The sequence below is a fragment of the Pedobacter sp. UYP24 genome (assembly GCF_054057295.1).
In genome coordinates, this window is sequence record NZ_JBSRZD010000007.1 from 31,605 (window position 1) to 45,275 (window position 13,671).

Annotated in this window: 14 protein-coding genes; 8 read left to right on the plus strand and 6 right to left on the minus strand. The window is 36.9% G+C overall.

Annotated elements, in window-relative coordinates:
- The first annotated feature begins 3 nt into the window (after nt 1-3).
- Nucleotides 4-684 carry a 2-C-methyl-D-erythritol 4-phosphate cytidylyltransferase gene (locus ACVWYN_RS12960; RefSeq protein ID WP_457289288.1) on the plus strand — a complete coding sequence of 227 codons (681 nt, stop codon included), beginning with the start codon at nt 4-6 and terminating at the stop codon, nt 682-684.
- Between the two features lie 32 nt (nt 685-716).
- On the opposite strand, the gene ACVWYN_RS12965 is transcribed toward ACVWYN_RS12960, so the two are convergent.
- The 6 genes from ACVWYN_RS12965 to ACVWYN_RS12990 all read right to left on the minus strand — a co-directional run bounded on the left by ACVWYN_RS12965 (nt 717) and on the right by ACVWYN_RS12990 (nt 3,719).
- Nucleotides 717-881, minus strand: a complete 165-nt coding sequence (locus tag ACVWYN_RS12965) for a lmo0937 family membrane protein (protein ID WP_457289289.1) — start codon at nt 879-881, stop codon at nt 717-719.
- A 131-nt stretch (nt 882-1,012) separates the two neighbouring features.
- Entirely contained in the window at nt 1,013-1,234 is a 222-nt protein-coding gene (locus ACVWYN_RS12970; protein ID WP_008240955.1) for a DUF2795 domain-containing protein, read from the minus strand.
- Nucleotides 1,235-1,317: 83 nt separating this feature from the next.
- Entirely contained in the window at nt 1,318-1,866 is a 549-nt protein-coding gene (locus ACVWYN_RS12975) for a cob(I)yrinic acid a,c-diamide adenosyltransferase (protein WP_457289290.1), read from the minus strand.
- Nucleotides 1,867-1,875: 9 nt separating this feature from the next.
- On the minus strand, nt 1,876-2,634 hold the full coding sequence (locus tag ACVWYN_RS12980) for an ABC transporter ATP-binding protein (protein WP_457289291.1): 759 nt from the start codon (nt 2,632-2,634) through the stop codon (nt 1,876-1,878).
- Between the two features lie 67 nt (nt 2,635-2,701).
- A complete protein-coding gene (gatC, locus tag ACVWYN_RS12985; protein WP_457289292.1) occupies nt 2,702-2,992 on the minus strand; it encodes an Asp-tRNA(Asn)/Glu-tRNA(Gln) amidotransferase subunit GatC in 291 nt (96 codons plus the stop codon).
- Nucleotides 2,979-3,719, minus strand: coding sequence for a lysophospholipid acyltransferase family protein (locus ACVWYN_RS12990; RefSeq protein ID WP_457289293.1), 741 nt, complete (start codon nt 3,717-3,719; stop codon nt 2,979-2,981). The genes gatC and ACVWYN_RS12990 overlap by 14 nt, the downstream gene beginning before the upstream one ends.
- Before the next feature lie 68 nt (nt 3,720-3,787).
- Between ACVWYN_RS12990 and trpS the strand changes: the two genes are divergently transcribed.
- The 7 genes from trpS to ACVWYN_RS13025 all read left to right on the plus strand — a co-directional run bounded on the left by trpS (nt 3,788) and on the right by ACVWYN_RS13025 (nt 13,640).
- Complete coding sequence (gene trpS, locus ACVWYN_RS12995) at nt 3,788-4,786, plus strand: tryptophan--tRNA ligase (RefSeq protein WP_457289294.1); 999 nt, start codon at nt 3,788-3,790, stop codon at nt 4,784-4,786.
- Nucleotides 4,787-4,877: 91 nt separating this feature from the next.
- Nucleotides 4,878-5,492 (plus strand): deoxynucleoside kinase, encoded by a 615-nt coding sequence (locus ACVWYN_RS13000; RefSeq protein ID WP_457289295.1) that lies wholly within the window; start codon nt 4,878-4,880, stop codon nt 5,490-5,492.
- Nucleotides 5,493-5,494: 2 nt separating this feature from the next.
- Nucleotides 5,495-6,229, plus strand: a complete 735-nt coding sequence (kdsB, locus tag ACVWYN_RS13005) for a 3-deoxy-manno-octulosonate cytidylyltransferase (RefSeq protein ID WP_457289296.1) — start codon at nt 5,495-5,497, stop codon at nt 6,227-6,229.
- Entirely contained in the window at nt 6,226-6,765 is a 540-nt protein-coding gene (locus tag ACVWYN_RS13010) for a hypothetical protein (protein ID WP_457289297.1), read from the plus strand. Before kdsB ends, ACVWYN_RS13010 begins: the two co-directional genes overlap by 4 nt.
- Nucleotides 6,766-7,215: 450 nt before the next feature.
- Nucleotides 7,216-8,832, plus strand: coding sequence for a CTP synthase (locus tag ACVWYN_RS13015; protein ID WP_457289298.1), 1,617 nt, complete (start codon nt 7,216-7,218; stop codon nt 8,830-8,832).
- Nucleotides 8,833-8,852: 20 nt separating this feature from the next.
- Entirely contained in the window at nt 8,853-10,652 is a 1,800-nt protein-coding gene (gene yidC, locus ACVWYN_RS13020; RefSeq protein ID WP_457289299.1) for a membrane protein insertase YidC, read from the plus strand.
- Nucleotides 10,653-10,796: 144 nt separating this feature from the next.
- Nucleotides 10,797-13,640 (plus strand): S9 family peptidase, encoded by a 2,844-nt coding sequence (locus tag ACVWYN_RS13025; RefSeq protein WP_457289300.1) that lies wholly within the window; start codon nt 10,797-10,799, stop codon nt 13,638-13,640.
- Nucleotides 13,641-13,671: the final 31 nt, after the last annotated feature.

The window sequence follows — 13,671 nt, forward strand, 5'->3', positions numbered from 1 at the left end:
GCAATGAATTACTATGCCATTATAGTTGCCGGAGGGTTTGGGAATAGGATGAATAATACTATTCCCAAACAGTTCTTGCTTCTTGATGGTAAACCTGTTTTGATGCATACCATCAATGCATTTCATGGATGTGTCCTAAATCCTGAAATTCTTGTGGTGTTAAACCACCAAATGAACGATCTTTGGCTTTCATTGTGTGAAGAATACAGCTTTACTGTTCCTCATAAGTTGGTAGAAGGTGGCGAACAACGATTCTTTTCTGTTAAAAATGGCTTATCGGAAATTGAGGGTGATGGAATGGTTGCAATTCATGATGCAGTAAGACCTCTTATTTCTTCAGAACTAATAACAAAGGCATTTAGGGTAGCAGAAGAAACAGGAAATTGCGTTACAGGCATACACCCCACTGATTCTATAAGAAAAATAACGAAAGAAGGATTTACACAAGCATTCGATAGAAGTGAATTTATTTTGATACAAACCCCACAAACTTTTGATTTAAGCATCATAAAAAAAGCATACCAATCTTCCTACAAAAGTAGTTTTACGGATGATGCGAGTGTGGCAGAAAGTAGCGGAGTTGTTATTAACATGATCGAAGGGGAAAGAGAAAATATCAAAATAACTTATCCAGAGGATATAGACATTGCTTCAATTTTGGTCAAAAAAAAACGCTCCAGTTAAACTGATGCGTTTTTTTGTATTTTAATCGGTAATTAGGCTGCTCTATTAATCACTTTTAAGAGGATAGCAATTACTGCGATAACCAATAAAATATGAATCAGGCCACCACCAACATTTGGTCCGAAGCCCTGAAAGAAAAAGCCGATGATCCAAAGGATAACAAGTACTACGGCAACCAAATAAAGTAAATTTCCCATAACGTTTAATTTTTAGAATGTTAATCTATTTTAAATTTTAAGGAAGCACAAACACTTCCATGACAATTCATAAACAATCATCGTTCCAAAAATTAAAAAGGCCACATTAGTATGCGGCCTTCGTTAATCGTTTAGTATTCGTCTTCGTTAAAGAAGAAATCATCTTTTGTTGGGTAATCCGGCCAAATCTCCTCAATAGTCTCATAAGGTTCGCCATCATCCTCCAGAGCCTGTAGGTTCTCAATAACTTCAACCGGGGCACCTGATCTGATACCATAATCAATCAATTCATCTTTTGTTGCAGGCCATGGGGCGTCTTCTAAATGGGATGCAAGTTCTAAAGTCCAATACATATTTTTTATATTATTAAGTTCTAAATTAATTCCGCAAAAGTATATTAAAAATTGCGAGCAAAACAAACTTTTTTTCCACTATTTTAAACCCTTGGTAACCAGATATTTTCGGGTGTGCCAGCATCTAAATTAAGCTTTCTGGAAAGCACAAATAAATAGTCACTAAGTCGGTTTAGATAGATAGTTATTTTGTCATCAACCTCAGTTTCAGAAGCCAGATGAAAAACGAGTCGCTCAGCCCGTCTACATACACATCTTGCTATATGACAATAAGATACGACAGTATTTCCACCCGGAAGGATAAAATGTTTTAGTTCTGGCAGGGTATTATTCATATGATCCATCTCCTGCTCCAGCAATGTAATATCTACATTGTGAAGATCAGGAATTTTCATTCTTGACTTCTGTGGATCTGAAGCGAGATAGGCACCTACTGTGAATAACCTATCCTGAATCTCTTTTAGAAGCTCCTGAAAATGTAGATCTATCTGCTGGCACATAATTAGACCTATATAAGAGTTAAGTTCATCTACAGTACCGTAACACTCTATGCGAAGATCATATTTAGGAACACGGGTGCCGCCGATTAATGAAGTAAGTCCTTTATCTCCTGTTTTAGTATATATCTTCATGAATTATGACTAGCCTATTTTCTCGAAATCGCTGCCCAGCTTTTCCAGATTAGAAAGCCTTGGAGAAACCGTTTTTATATCAGTATTGGCATAATCCTTCTCTATAAGACCATCGCGCATACGAACAATACGGTGTGCATGCTGTGCGATATCCTCTTCATGCGTAACCAGGATAATCGTATTTCCTTTGCTGTGAATCTCTTCCAGCAACCCCATAATCTCAATAGAAGTCTTTGTATCCAGGTTACCGGTGGGCTCATCTGCCAGGATAATCGATGGATTATTAATGAGGGCACGAGCTACAGCAACACGTTGGCGCTGACCCCCGGAAAGCTCATTAGGCTTATGCGTAACACGATTACCAAGTCCAACATTTTCCAATGCTTTCTGGGCTCGCTCATCACGTTCCTTTTTATTTGCGCCTGCATAAATCAGTGGCAATGCAACGTTATCCAAGGATGTTGACCTTGGTAGTAAATTAAATGTTTGGAATACAAATCCTATTTCTTTGTTTCTAACTTCAGCAAGCTCATTGTCGGTCATTTGGCTCACATTGATTCCATTTAACACATAATCTCCTTTGCTTGGCGTATCAAGACAGCCCAATATATTCATCAGTGTGGATTTCCCAGAACCTGAAGGACCCATCAATGCAACAAATTCACCTTTAAAAATATCTAATGATACTGACTTTAGCGCATGTATTACTTCTGAACCAATTACGTATTTCCGGCCTATATCTTTAACATTTATTAATGCTTTTTCCATTGCTTTTTATTTTTAGACGGCCTGATTACCCCCAATGTTACAGATTAGATCAACTATTACAACTAGCCTATTTTTCAATAATTTTTGGAACAAAGAAAAAGCTTTCATTATGTTTGCCAGCGTTCTTTAATCCATCCTCAACTGAGATTTCCTGCTTAACTACATCTTCTCTCCAAACATTCTCTTCTGCGTTCATGTACACAAGGGGTGCTACACCTGTTGTATCAAGCCCATTAAGCTGTTCCATAAAGGTGAGTATTTTATTCATATCCGCAATCAATGTATCTACATCGCTATCAAGGATCTCAATTCTGGCCAGGTTTGCCACTTTATCAATAGTTTGCTTATCTATGATCATTATGGTACTTGTTATTAATAAGTGCAAAGATACGGTCTTTAAGGACATCTGAATCTTCTATAGTTAAATTGGCTGTTGATATAGGTGCATGAACATAAATTTTGCAAATGCCTGGCCTGGTTCCATATTTAGCGCCATCGTCCCACATTTTCTTCCACACATCTATTAAAGTCACAGCTACTATGGGAACGTTTTTTTCAATTGCCAATCGAAAAGGGCCATTTTTAAATGGAAGTAATTGCGGTGGATAATGCTCCTCATCAATTTTACCTTCTGGAAAGATCATCAAACTCATGCCTTTACCAAGGTTTTCACTCACCTTTTTGAAAGCACGGAATGAAGACATCTTGCTGTCACGGTTAACAGGTACATCAATTGTATTAAAGAAAAGTTTTAAAACCGGATTATTCAGCAATTCATCTTTGCCTAAAAAATGAAACCTACCATTTCCAAGAACACACATAATCATGATGTCAAGGTTGGAAGAATGATTTGCACAATAGATATAAGTTTGGTCTCTTTCTAACGGAACTTCAAATTCAAACTTAAAAATTACACCAATCAGCAATGCGCACACAAAGCTATGTACCTTTCTGGAGTAGTTAAGCAGCAGGTATAACCGCTCACTTCTTGTAAATGCATAATAAAAAGGGTAAAAAAGACAAGAAAGAGTAAGTATGATAATAATGGAGTAGAGCCAATGAGCACGTCTTAGAAATTTTATCATGAATTCAATATTACAAAAATTGAAATTATAACTGATCAAATTATTGCTTTTTTATTAATTTCGGCCCTATGAAAGAAACAGTAGTTAGCGGGATTCGTCCAACAGGGAAGTTGCATCTTGGAAATTATTTTGGTGCAGTTACCAATTTTGTGAAGATGCAATATGATTACAATTGTTTCTTTTTTATAGCCGATCTGCATTCGCTAACCACCCACCCTACCCCTCAAGATCTTCATGGTTATGTAAAACATGTTTTGGTAGAATATCTTGCCTGTGGCATTGACCCAGAGCAGAGTACCATATATATACAATCTGACGTACCAGAAGTTGCAGAACTTTACCTTTACCTTAATATGAATGCATATTTGGGTGAACTGGAAAGAAGTACTTCTTTTAAAGACAAGATCAGATCTCAGCCTGACAATGTAAATGCAGGATTGCTTACCTATCCTGCGTTAATGGCAGCCGACATCCTGATCCACCGCGCAACAAAAGTGCCTGTAGGTAAAGATCAGGAGCAGCATTTGGAAATGACACGTACCTTTGGGAACCGTTTTAACAGACTTTATATATCAGATTATTTTCCTGAACCCTTTGCTTTTAATTACGCAGAAAATCTGGTTAAGGTACCCGGACTGGACGGAAAAGGGAAAATGAGTAAATCTGAAGGTGATGGAAACTGTATATACCTGTCAGACAGTCCAGAAATTATTCGGAAAAAACTATCGAGAGCTGTTACAGATAGTGGTCCGAGTATAGAGAACCAGAAAAAACCAGAGGCTATCCAAAACCTATTCGACTTGATGAAGATCGTTTCATCACCAGATACGATAGCTCATTTCGATACTCTATACAACAATGTTGCCATCCGCTACGGCGATTTCAAAAAACAAATTGCAGAAGATATGATCATTTTCAATTCACCAATACGCGAACGTATTGAGGAACTTTCAAAAGACAGTTCTTACCTTCGAAAAGTTGCAGAACAAGGCGCATTAAAAGCAAGAGAAAGTGCTCAAAAGACAATCAATGAAGTACGGGCACTTATTGGCTTTAAATCTTTTTAAGATTTAAAGTAAATTAACTACCTTATCACACCAGTCGAAGATTTCATCTGCGGTTAAGCAGTAACATTTTAATAACAGTAACATATTTAGTATGCATATAGCAATAGTTGGAAACATAGGCGCTGGAAAAACAACCCTTACCGGTTTACTCGCAAAGCACTACAATTGGGAGGCTTTGTACGAAGCGGTAGACAACAATCCGTATCTGGAGGATTTTTACAGCGATATGAAAAGATGGAGTTTCAACTTGCAGATTTACTTTTTGAACAGTCGTTTCCAGCAAATTGTGGATATACAAAACTTTAATAGAAATGTAATTCAGGACAGAACGATTTACGAAGATGCACACATCTTTGCCGACAACTTACACGAGATGGGCTTAATGACTTCTCGCGATCATCAGAATTATAAGGCGATTTTCGCCAACATTACCTCATTTATTAAACCACCAGATCTTTTAGTATATCTGCGAGCATCTGTTCCTACCCTGGTGAACAACATACAGCGACGAGGAAGAGAATACGAAGCGAGTATCAGAATAGATTACCTATCTAAATTGAATGAAAAATATGAAGCCTGGATAAAAGATTACAGTCTTGGCAATCTATTAATTCTGGATAAAGACAAATTAGACTTCACCAATTCTCCAGAAGATCTCGGCACCATAATACAGGCAATAGACGCAGAAATAAACGGTTTATTCTAACTATGAAAATAATAGGGATCATACCAGCTAGATTTGCATCAACAAGGTTTCCTGGAAAACCTTTGGTAAATATCCTAGGCAAAAGCATGATAAGGCGTGTATATGAACAAGCGATATCAGCCCGGTCCCTTGCTGATGTGGTAGTTGCAACCGATGACGAACGCATAGCGGAAGAAGTTACAAGGTTTGGCGGAAAGTATTTGATGACGAGATCAGATCATGTAAGCGGGACAGACAGGTGTGCAGAGGTAATTAGTAAAATGAGTGATATTGATGCTGTAATTAATATACAGGGTGACGAACCTTATATTGATCCAAAACAAATTGATCTTCTTGCTTCCTGTTTTGATGAAAAGACAGTCCAACTTGCAACGCTTATAAAAAAAATCAATACCAATGCAGACCTATTCAATCCAAACATTCCTAAAGTAGTGGTGAATACCCGGCTTGAAGCTATTTATTTCAGTCGACAAACCATCCCCTACTTAAGAAATATCGCTCCGGAAGAATGGTTACTAAATTCAGATTTCTATAAACACATTGGCATATATGGCTACACTGTAGAAGCCTTGAAAGAAATTACCCGGCTAGTTCCATCCAAATTGGAAAGCTATGAAAATCTGGAACAACTCAGATGGATTGAAAATGGATACCATATCCAAACAAGGATTACTGAATTGGAAACTATTGCAATAGACACTCCTGAAGATTTAAAAAAAATTAACGAAATTTTGTGAAAACTGCTACTTTACTTCTTTGTTCGTTTCTATTTCTAACTGCTTCTTGCAACAGCGGGAAAGAAGTTAAAATACATGAGCCAGGTTTTAACAAAAAGATAGTTAAGAACTTTAGTGACTCAGTAAGCCTCGATACCTTTAAGGTTAGTCTGGAAGGGAAAGAAATTAAAGAACAACTCATTCATTTTACCATAACAAATTCAAAAGCAACTGTTATTTACAGTCTTGATGTAAACGCTAACGATCTGTTTAAGAATTACCATGCCACAGTGGATCTTAAAAGAGAGCAAAAAAAGCTAGAATTTATTAACAACGAACTGGAACGTTTCCTTGATGATGAAAATTTTATGGAGCCTGCGGTGACAGAAAATGAAACAGCTGATAAAAATGTTCCTGATCTCGCTTTTTACGATGAACTTAAGATAAGCAGCCTAAACGGATTTTCTTACAGACTTGGCCCCGAACAAAAAATCTATATTGCGTGGTCAACCAAAGAAAAAAAAGTTAAAGTGTACTACAACTGTTGTAAAAAATAGAAAGCTCATCAATTACAAAAAAGATTTCAATAAACTATATTGTTCAAGACACTGCTAAAACGTATTAACAATTGTCATAAACGAAATAATTAAAAAAATATTATGATAATAATAAATATTGTAGTATGTTTAAACATTGTAAGGCATCCAAGGGCCCTAATAAGCCTGCCTTAAAGAAACTTACATATTCTAACCAAATATATTATTAGAAGTGCCCGATTCATTCGGGCATTTTTTTTGACCTTATTATTCTAATTTTCTATTATAGAAGGATCAGTCCAGGATTTTGAAAAGATCATTTGGTAACTTTTTAAGCTTTAAGCCCTTACACGTATCCCGCAACAATCATTATTAATTCCGGTAAATTGGTTTTATTTACTAGCTTTGTACCCCGTACAAAAACATTAAAGCAGCCCAAAAACACTGCTTTAATATCACAAACTTACAAACATGACTAAGTATATTTTTGTTACGGGCGGTGTTACTTCCTCTTTAGGAAAGGGCATCATTTCCGCTTCATTAGCTAAACTATTACAAGCAAGAGGTTACAGTGTAACCATTCAAAAATTTGATCCATATATTAATATTGATCCGGGTACTCTAAATCCTTACGAACATGGAGAATGCTATGTAACGGAGGATGGAGCAGAAACAGATCTGGATCTTGGACACTACGAAAGGTTCCTAAATGTTCCCACATCACAGGCCAACAACATTACAACAGGTCGCATCTATCAAAACGTGATCAACAAAGAAAGAATGGGCGAATACTTGGGCAAAACTGTACAAGTTGTTCCCCACATCACTGATGAGATTAAAAGGAACATGCGTATCCTTGGTGAAAGCGGTAAATATGACATCGTGATCACAGAATTAGGCGGTACCGTAGGTGATATTGAATCCTTACCATTTATTGAAGCCGTAAGACAATTTAAGTGGGAAGAAGGCGCAAATAATGCCATTGTGATACACTTAACACTGGTTCCATATCTTGCTGCTGCTGGTGAGCTTAAAACAAAACCTACCCAACATTCAGTAAAAGCACTATTGGAATATGGTATTCAGCCAGACATACTTGTTTGTCGCACCGAACACCATATTAACCAAGATATCCGTAAGAAAATAGCATTGTTTTGTAACGTTAACGTTAACGCGGTTATTGAATCCATTGATGCTTCTACCATTTATGATGTTCCCTTATTAATGATGAAGGAGCAGCTTGACAAAACTGTGCTTAGTAAATTAAAGCTTGCACAAAAGAATGAACCCGACATGGAAAGCTGGAAGGATTTCCTTGGGCGACTAAAAAACCCTATTTCAGAAGTTGTTATAGGCGTAGTTGGTAAATATGTAGAATTGCCTGATGCTTATAAATCTATTACAGAATCGTTTGTTCATGCAGGTGCAAGAAATGAATGTAAAGTTAGGGTAGAATACATCCACTCTGAAGGCATTTATCCTGATAATGCAAAAGAAAAGTTAGGTCATTTAGATGGCCTGCTGGTTGCGCCTGGTTTTGGTAGCAGAGGCATTGAAGGGAAAATTGACTCCATTAAATATGTAAGAGAAAACAATGTTCCATTCTTCGGTATCTGTCTTGGGATGCAATGTGCTGTTATTGAATTTGGACGTAACGTTCTTGGATTGAAAGACGCCAATACCACTGAAATTAACGAGCTTACTGAAAATCCGGTAATTAATATGATGGAAGAGCAAAAAAGCATTACAAATAAAGGCGGAACAATGCGTTTAGGTGCTTATGATTGTGACTTGAAAAAAGGAACAAAAGCATATGCTGCTTATGGAAAATTACATATTACTGAAAGACACAGACATCGTTATGAATTCAATAATGCTTACCTGGAAAGGTATGAAGAAGTTGGCATGATTGCATCTGGATTAAATCCAGAAAGCAAACTGGTAGAAATTGTAGAGCTTAAAAACCATCCTTTCTTTATTGGCGGTCAGTTCCATCCGGAATTAAAATCAACAGTTGCTAATCCTCACCCACTTTTTGTTAAATTTGTCGCCGCTGCGGTTGAGTTTGCGAAAAAGAAAATAAAATAATACGCGTTTAAATTACAATAATGGATAGAAATACTTTTACAGGATTATTCCTGATCATGATCGTTCTCGCTGGTTCCTTCTACTTTTTTAAGCCTAGTGAGGCAGATATTAAGAAAGAAAAAGAAAGGATCGCGGCTGATTCGACACAAAAATCTGCAGCTACTGCAAAACAAGCCATTCTACCTACTGCAGCAGCTCCAGTAGCAGCAGTAGATTCCGCTACGCTTAATGGACCTTTTGGTAAAAGTATAGTTGGTACCGATGCGGTTTCAACACTTGAGAATGAAAGTCTTAAAATAAGTTTTACCAATAAAGGAGGTAGAATTCTATCAGTAGTAGTAAAGGGTGAGAAAAATTTTGAGGGTAAACCTGTTGTGTTATTTTCAGGAAATGAAAATAAATTTGGTCTAAACCTTAATATTGGTGGTAAGATCATCAATACCAATGATCTATACTTTACAGCTACCACTAATGCCTCTACTTTAAGTATGCGTGCCAATTATCTTGAAGGCAAATACATTGAGTTTGTTTATGATTTAAAACCCAACAGCAATAACGTTGGCATGACTATCAATCTAAATGGACTAAATCAGGTAATTCAGGGCAATACCATCAACCTTAACTGGGAAACAACTTTAGTACAGCAAGAAAAGGATGTGGCTAATGAACAACGTTACTCTGCTCCTTATTACAAGTATTTTGATAAAAGTCCTGATCATTTAAGTGTAGCAAAAGACCAAAAAGAAGAATTGAAAGAAGGAAAAATAGAGTGGTTTTCTTTCAAACAGCATTTCTTTTCTGCAGTGCTTTTACCAGCAGTACCCTTCGATAAAGGAGATCTGGAAGTAAAAGTGAGTACCCTGCCAGGTCAGATTAAATGGTATTCCGCTAATATGCAACTGCAATTTAATCAGCTTGCACAGCAGAGTTATGCGATGAAATTTTATTTCGGCACCAATAAGTTTTCTACACTTAAGGCTCAAGGTAATGATTTTGAAAAACAGATCGACATGGGTTATTGGCCATTGAAATACATCAACCGATGGGTAGTATTGCCTTTCTTCAACTTTTTAGAAGGTTTTGGATGGAACTATGGGCTGATTATTTTGATTCTTACTTTGGCACTTAAATTGGCCATGTCTCCTCTTACTTACAAATCATATGTATCTATGGCAAAGATGAGAATTCTTAAGCCTGAAATGGATGTGATAAAAGCTAAGGTAGGAGAAGATAACGCAACCTTATTACAACAAGAATACCTTAAGCTTTATAAGCAAGTGGGTGTTAACCCATTGGGAGGTTGTTTACCAATGTTACTTCAGTTGCCGTTTGTTATGGCATTTTTCTTCTTTTTTCCGAACTTATTTGAGCTAAGAGGACACAGCTTCCTTTGGATGCATGATCTATCTACTTATGATGAGTTTATTAAATTTGGGGTTAAGTTGCCGTTTATTGGAAACCACTTAAGTTTAATGTGTATCCTGATGACAATTTCTACATTAATTTACACCTATTTTAACAACCAGATCTCGGGAGCTACAGGTCAAATGAAATACATTGGTTATATTATGCCAATTGTATTTCTTGGCGTATTAAACAGCTATCCTTCAGGATTGAACTATTACTATTTTCTTGCCAATATGCTAACTTTTGCGCAACAGTTCTTAATTAAATCGATGGTGGATGATGAAAAGATCCATAGAACTTTGCAGGAAAACAAAGTTAAGCCTGCCGAGCAAAAAAAGAAATCTAAATTCGGGTCTAGATTGGATGATTATATGCGCCAGCAAAATCAGCTAAAACAGAAAAAAGACAAGTAACTTATAAAAGGCATCCCTCGGGATGCCTTTTATTCTATTACACATTTATGTCTCTTTGTAAAAAAAGCCATACAATGTTTATTAGGCGGTTTTTTTTTGCAATTTTTATAAAGCCGCTCTAAACTCCAATTTTTAGAACTTCATATGCAAAAACATTTCACAATAGCACTGTTATTAATTACCGGCATTGCTTATGGTCAGAAAAAACCGTTAGACCATAGCGTCTATGATTCATGGGAATCAGTATCATTAAAAAAACTTTCTAATAATGGAGTTTGGTCGGCATTTACAATTAGTCGGCAAGAAGGTGATGCAATACTTTATATAAATAACTTGGTTACCGGTGCAAAAATGAAAATCAACCGTGGAGAGGGTTTACAATTTAGTCCGGAATCAAAATACATTGCTTTTGCGATTAAACCCATTTATTCTGAAACCAGGCTAGCAAAGATAAAAAAGAAAAAGGCTGATGAGATGACCAAAGACAGTTTAGGTATAGTGGACCTCACTAATATGGGACTTACAAAAATACCAAGAGTTAAGTCTTTCAAATTCCCTCAAAATGGTACTCCTGTTATTGCCTATCAGCTGGAAAAACCTGCAGATACCACTAAAAAAAGTTCATCTGCAAAGCCTGATGGTATAAAAAAAGATGCGACAGACTTTCTTGCAGATGACGATGCTAATGCAGCTTCAAAAAATGAAGGAACTGATTTGATAATTAAAAACTTAATCAACGGTAGCGAAAAAACATTTAAATCTGTTTCGGAGTATGCATTTAGCAAAGACGGAAAACAGCTTGTTTTCGCATGCACAGGATCTAAGAAGGATAAAACAGCACCAAATGGGGTTTATCTTTATAATACAGAGAAGAGAACCATTAAAACACTAGTTAGCACTAAAGGTAATTATAAAACTTTTGCCTTTGATGATGGCAGTGAAGCACTTGCCTTTTTGGGTGAGCAAAGTCCGGAGAAGAATGAGATAAAAGATTATTCCATTTATTACAATTCAATTTCTTTAGATACTGCTCAAGTCTTGGTAGAAAACACAATGAAAGGAATGCCTTTAAAATGGTCGGTAAGCGGCGATGGGAAATTAAACTTCAGTAAAGATGGAAAAAAGCTATTCTTTGGCATCGCTCCTACTAAACAACCGAAGGACACCACGCTAGTAGACTTTGAAAATGCAAAACTAGACATTTGGGGATATAAAGATGATTATTTGCAGCCGATGCAATTGAAAAATGTTGATCGGGAATTGAAGAAAACCTACCTAAGCTCAATTGAAATATTTAACAGCGATGCCAAAATTGTTCCCTTAACCGATCAGAAACTGCCAGAAGCTACACTTATAGACGAGGGAAATTCTGATAATGTTTTGGCATATACAGATTATGGAAATAGGATTGCAGCACAATGGGCGGCTGGGACTTTGAAAGATTATTATCTTGTTGATACAAAAACAGGCGCTAGAAAAAAAATAATTGAGTCGCTTGCGGGAGATGCCAGCCCATCTCCTTCAGGAAAGTATGTACTATATTTTGAAAAGACAACAGGTAACTGGTTTACTTATGCTATTGCATCAGGAAAGAAGACGCAGTTAAATACCGGAATGACGGTAAAACTAGTTGATGAAGAAAATGATGTTCCGGATAACCCTAACCCCTATGGACTAGCTGCCTGGACTGAAGATGATAAAACTATTTTATTATATGACAAATATGATATTTGGGAGTTCTCTCCCGAAGGAAAATACACTCCAAAAAACATGACGAATGGTTACGGACGCACGAACAATATTACTTTCAGGTATGATCAGCTAGATCCGGAAAGCAGATTTCTAGCTAAAAAACAGTTAATATGGCTTGATGCATTTAATGATATTACAAAAGAAACTGGCTTTTACAGCAAAAATATTGGGGATAGTAAAAACCCAGAAGTTGCCGTTATGGGAAAATTCAAATTTACTGGACTAACGAAATCCAAGGAGGCCGAGCGTTATCTATTTGAAAAAGCAAATTATGTAAATTCTCCAAATGTATATACATCTGTAGATTTGAAAACGGAAACTAAGCTGAGTAATACCAACCCACAACAACAAAATTACAACTGGGGAACAGCAGAGTTGATAAAATGGACTACCCCAAAAGGTTTTAAATCCGAAGGTATTCTTTATAAACCCGAAAATTTTGATCCCAATAAAAAGTACCCGATGATCGTTTATTTCTACGAAAAGCTTTCAGATGGTTTGTATGCTTATCAACCTCCCGCCCCTACTCCTTCCAGACTTAACATTCCATATTTTGTAAGTAATGGCTACCTGGTTTTTGCACCAGACATCAGCTATGAAATCGGTTATCCAGGAAGATCTGCTGAAGAATTCATCAATTCTGGCGTAGCGTCTTTAAAGAAAAACACCTGGGTTGACGGCACAAAGATTGGCTTACAAGGGCAAAGCTGGGGAGGTTACCAGGTAGCCCACTTAATTACACGCACAAACATGTATGCTGCGGCATGGGCCGGTGCGCCGGTAGTAAACATGACCTCAGCTTATGGAGGCATTAGGTGGGAATCTGGCATGAACAGACAATTTCAATATGAAAAAACACAGAGCAGAATTGGTGCAACTTTGTGGGAAAAGCCTGAGTTGTATTTAGAAAATTCACCCTTATTCTCCCTGCCTAAAGTTAGCACACCTGTTGTAATTATGTCTAACGATGCAGATGGTGCTGTTCCATGGTATCAGGGCATAGAGATGTTTACTGGATTAAAACGCCTTGGCAAGACCGCATGGCTTTTAAATTATAACAATGAAGCACATAACCTGGTACTTCGCCAAAACAGAAAAGACATTCAAATTAGAGAACAGCAATTTTTTGATTATTACCTTAAGGGTGCTAAGGCGCCAATATGGATGGTAAATGGAATACCAGCGACAGAAAAAGGAAGAACCTGGGGATTTGAGTTGACAGACGAAAAGCCATAGCATAAATCTCTCTCGTTATTGGGAAGCTAAA

Bases quoted from the DNA above. Each gene is read 5' to 3' on its own strand.
- ACVWYN_RS12975 (WP_457289290.1), bottom strand. From the start codon at position 1,866: ATGAAGATATATACTAAAACAGGAGATAAAGGACTTACTTCATTAATC.
- ACVWYN_RS12960 (WP_457289288.1), top strand. From the start codon at position 4: ATGAATTACTATGCCATTATAGTTGCCGGAGGGTTTGGGAATAGGATG.
- gatC (WP_457289292.1), bottom strand. From the start codon at position 2,992: ATGATCATAGATAAGCAAACTATTGATAAAGTGGCAAACCTGGCCAGA.
- ACVWYN_RS12970 (WP_008240955.1), bottom strand. From the start codon at position 1,234: ATGTATTGGACTTTAGAACTTGCATCCCATTTAGAAGACGCCCCATGG.
- yidC (WP_457289299.1), top strand. From the start codon at position 8,853: ATGGATAGAAATACTTTTACAGGATTATTCCTGATCATGATCGTTCTC.
- ACVWYN_RS12965 (WP_457289289.1), bottom strand. From the start codon at position 881: ATGGGAAATTTACTTTATTTGGTTGCCGTAGTACTTGTTATCCTTTGG.
- ACVWYN_RS13000 (WP_457289295.1), top strand. From the start codon at position 4,878: ATGCATATAGCAATAGTTGGAAACATAGGCGCTGGAAAAACAACCCTT.
- ACVWYN_RS13015 (WP_457289298.1), top strand. From the start codon at position 7,216: ATGACTAAGTATATTTTTGTTACGGGCGGTGTTACTTCCTCTTTAGGA.
- kdsB (WP_457289296.1), top strand. From the start codon at position 5,495: ATGAAAATAATAGGGATCATACCAGCTAGATTTGCATCAACAAGGTTT.
- trpS (WP_457289294.1), top strand. From the start codon at position 3,788: ATGAAAGAAACAGTAGTTAGCGGGATTCGTCCAACAGGGAAGTTGCAT.
- ACVWYN_RS12980 (WP_457289291.1), bottom strand. From the start codon at position 2,634: ATGGAAAAAGCATTAATAAATGTTAAAGATATAGGCCGGAAATACGTA.
- ACVWYN_RS12990 (WP_457289293.1), bottom strand. From the start codon at position 3,719: ATGATAAAATTTCTAAGACGTGCTCATTGGCTCTACTCCATTATTATC.
- ACVWYN_RS13025 (WP_457289300.1), top strand. From the start codon at position 10,797: ATGCAAAAACATTTCACAATAGCACTGTTATTAATTACCGGCATTGCT.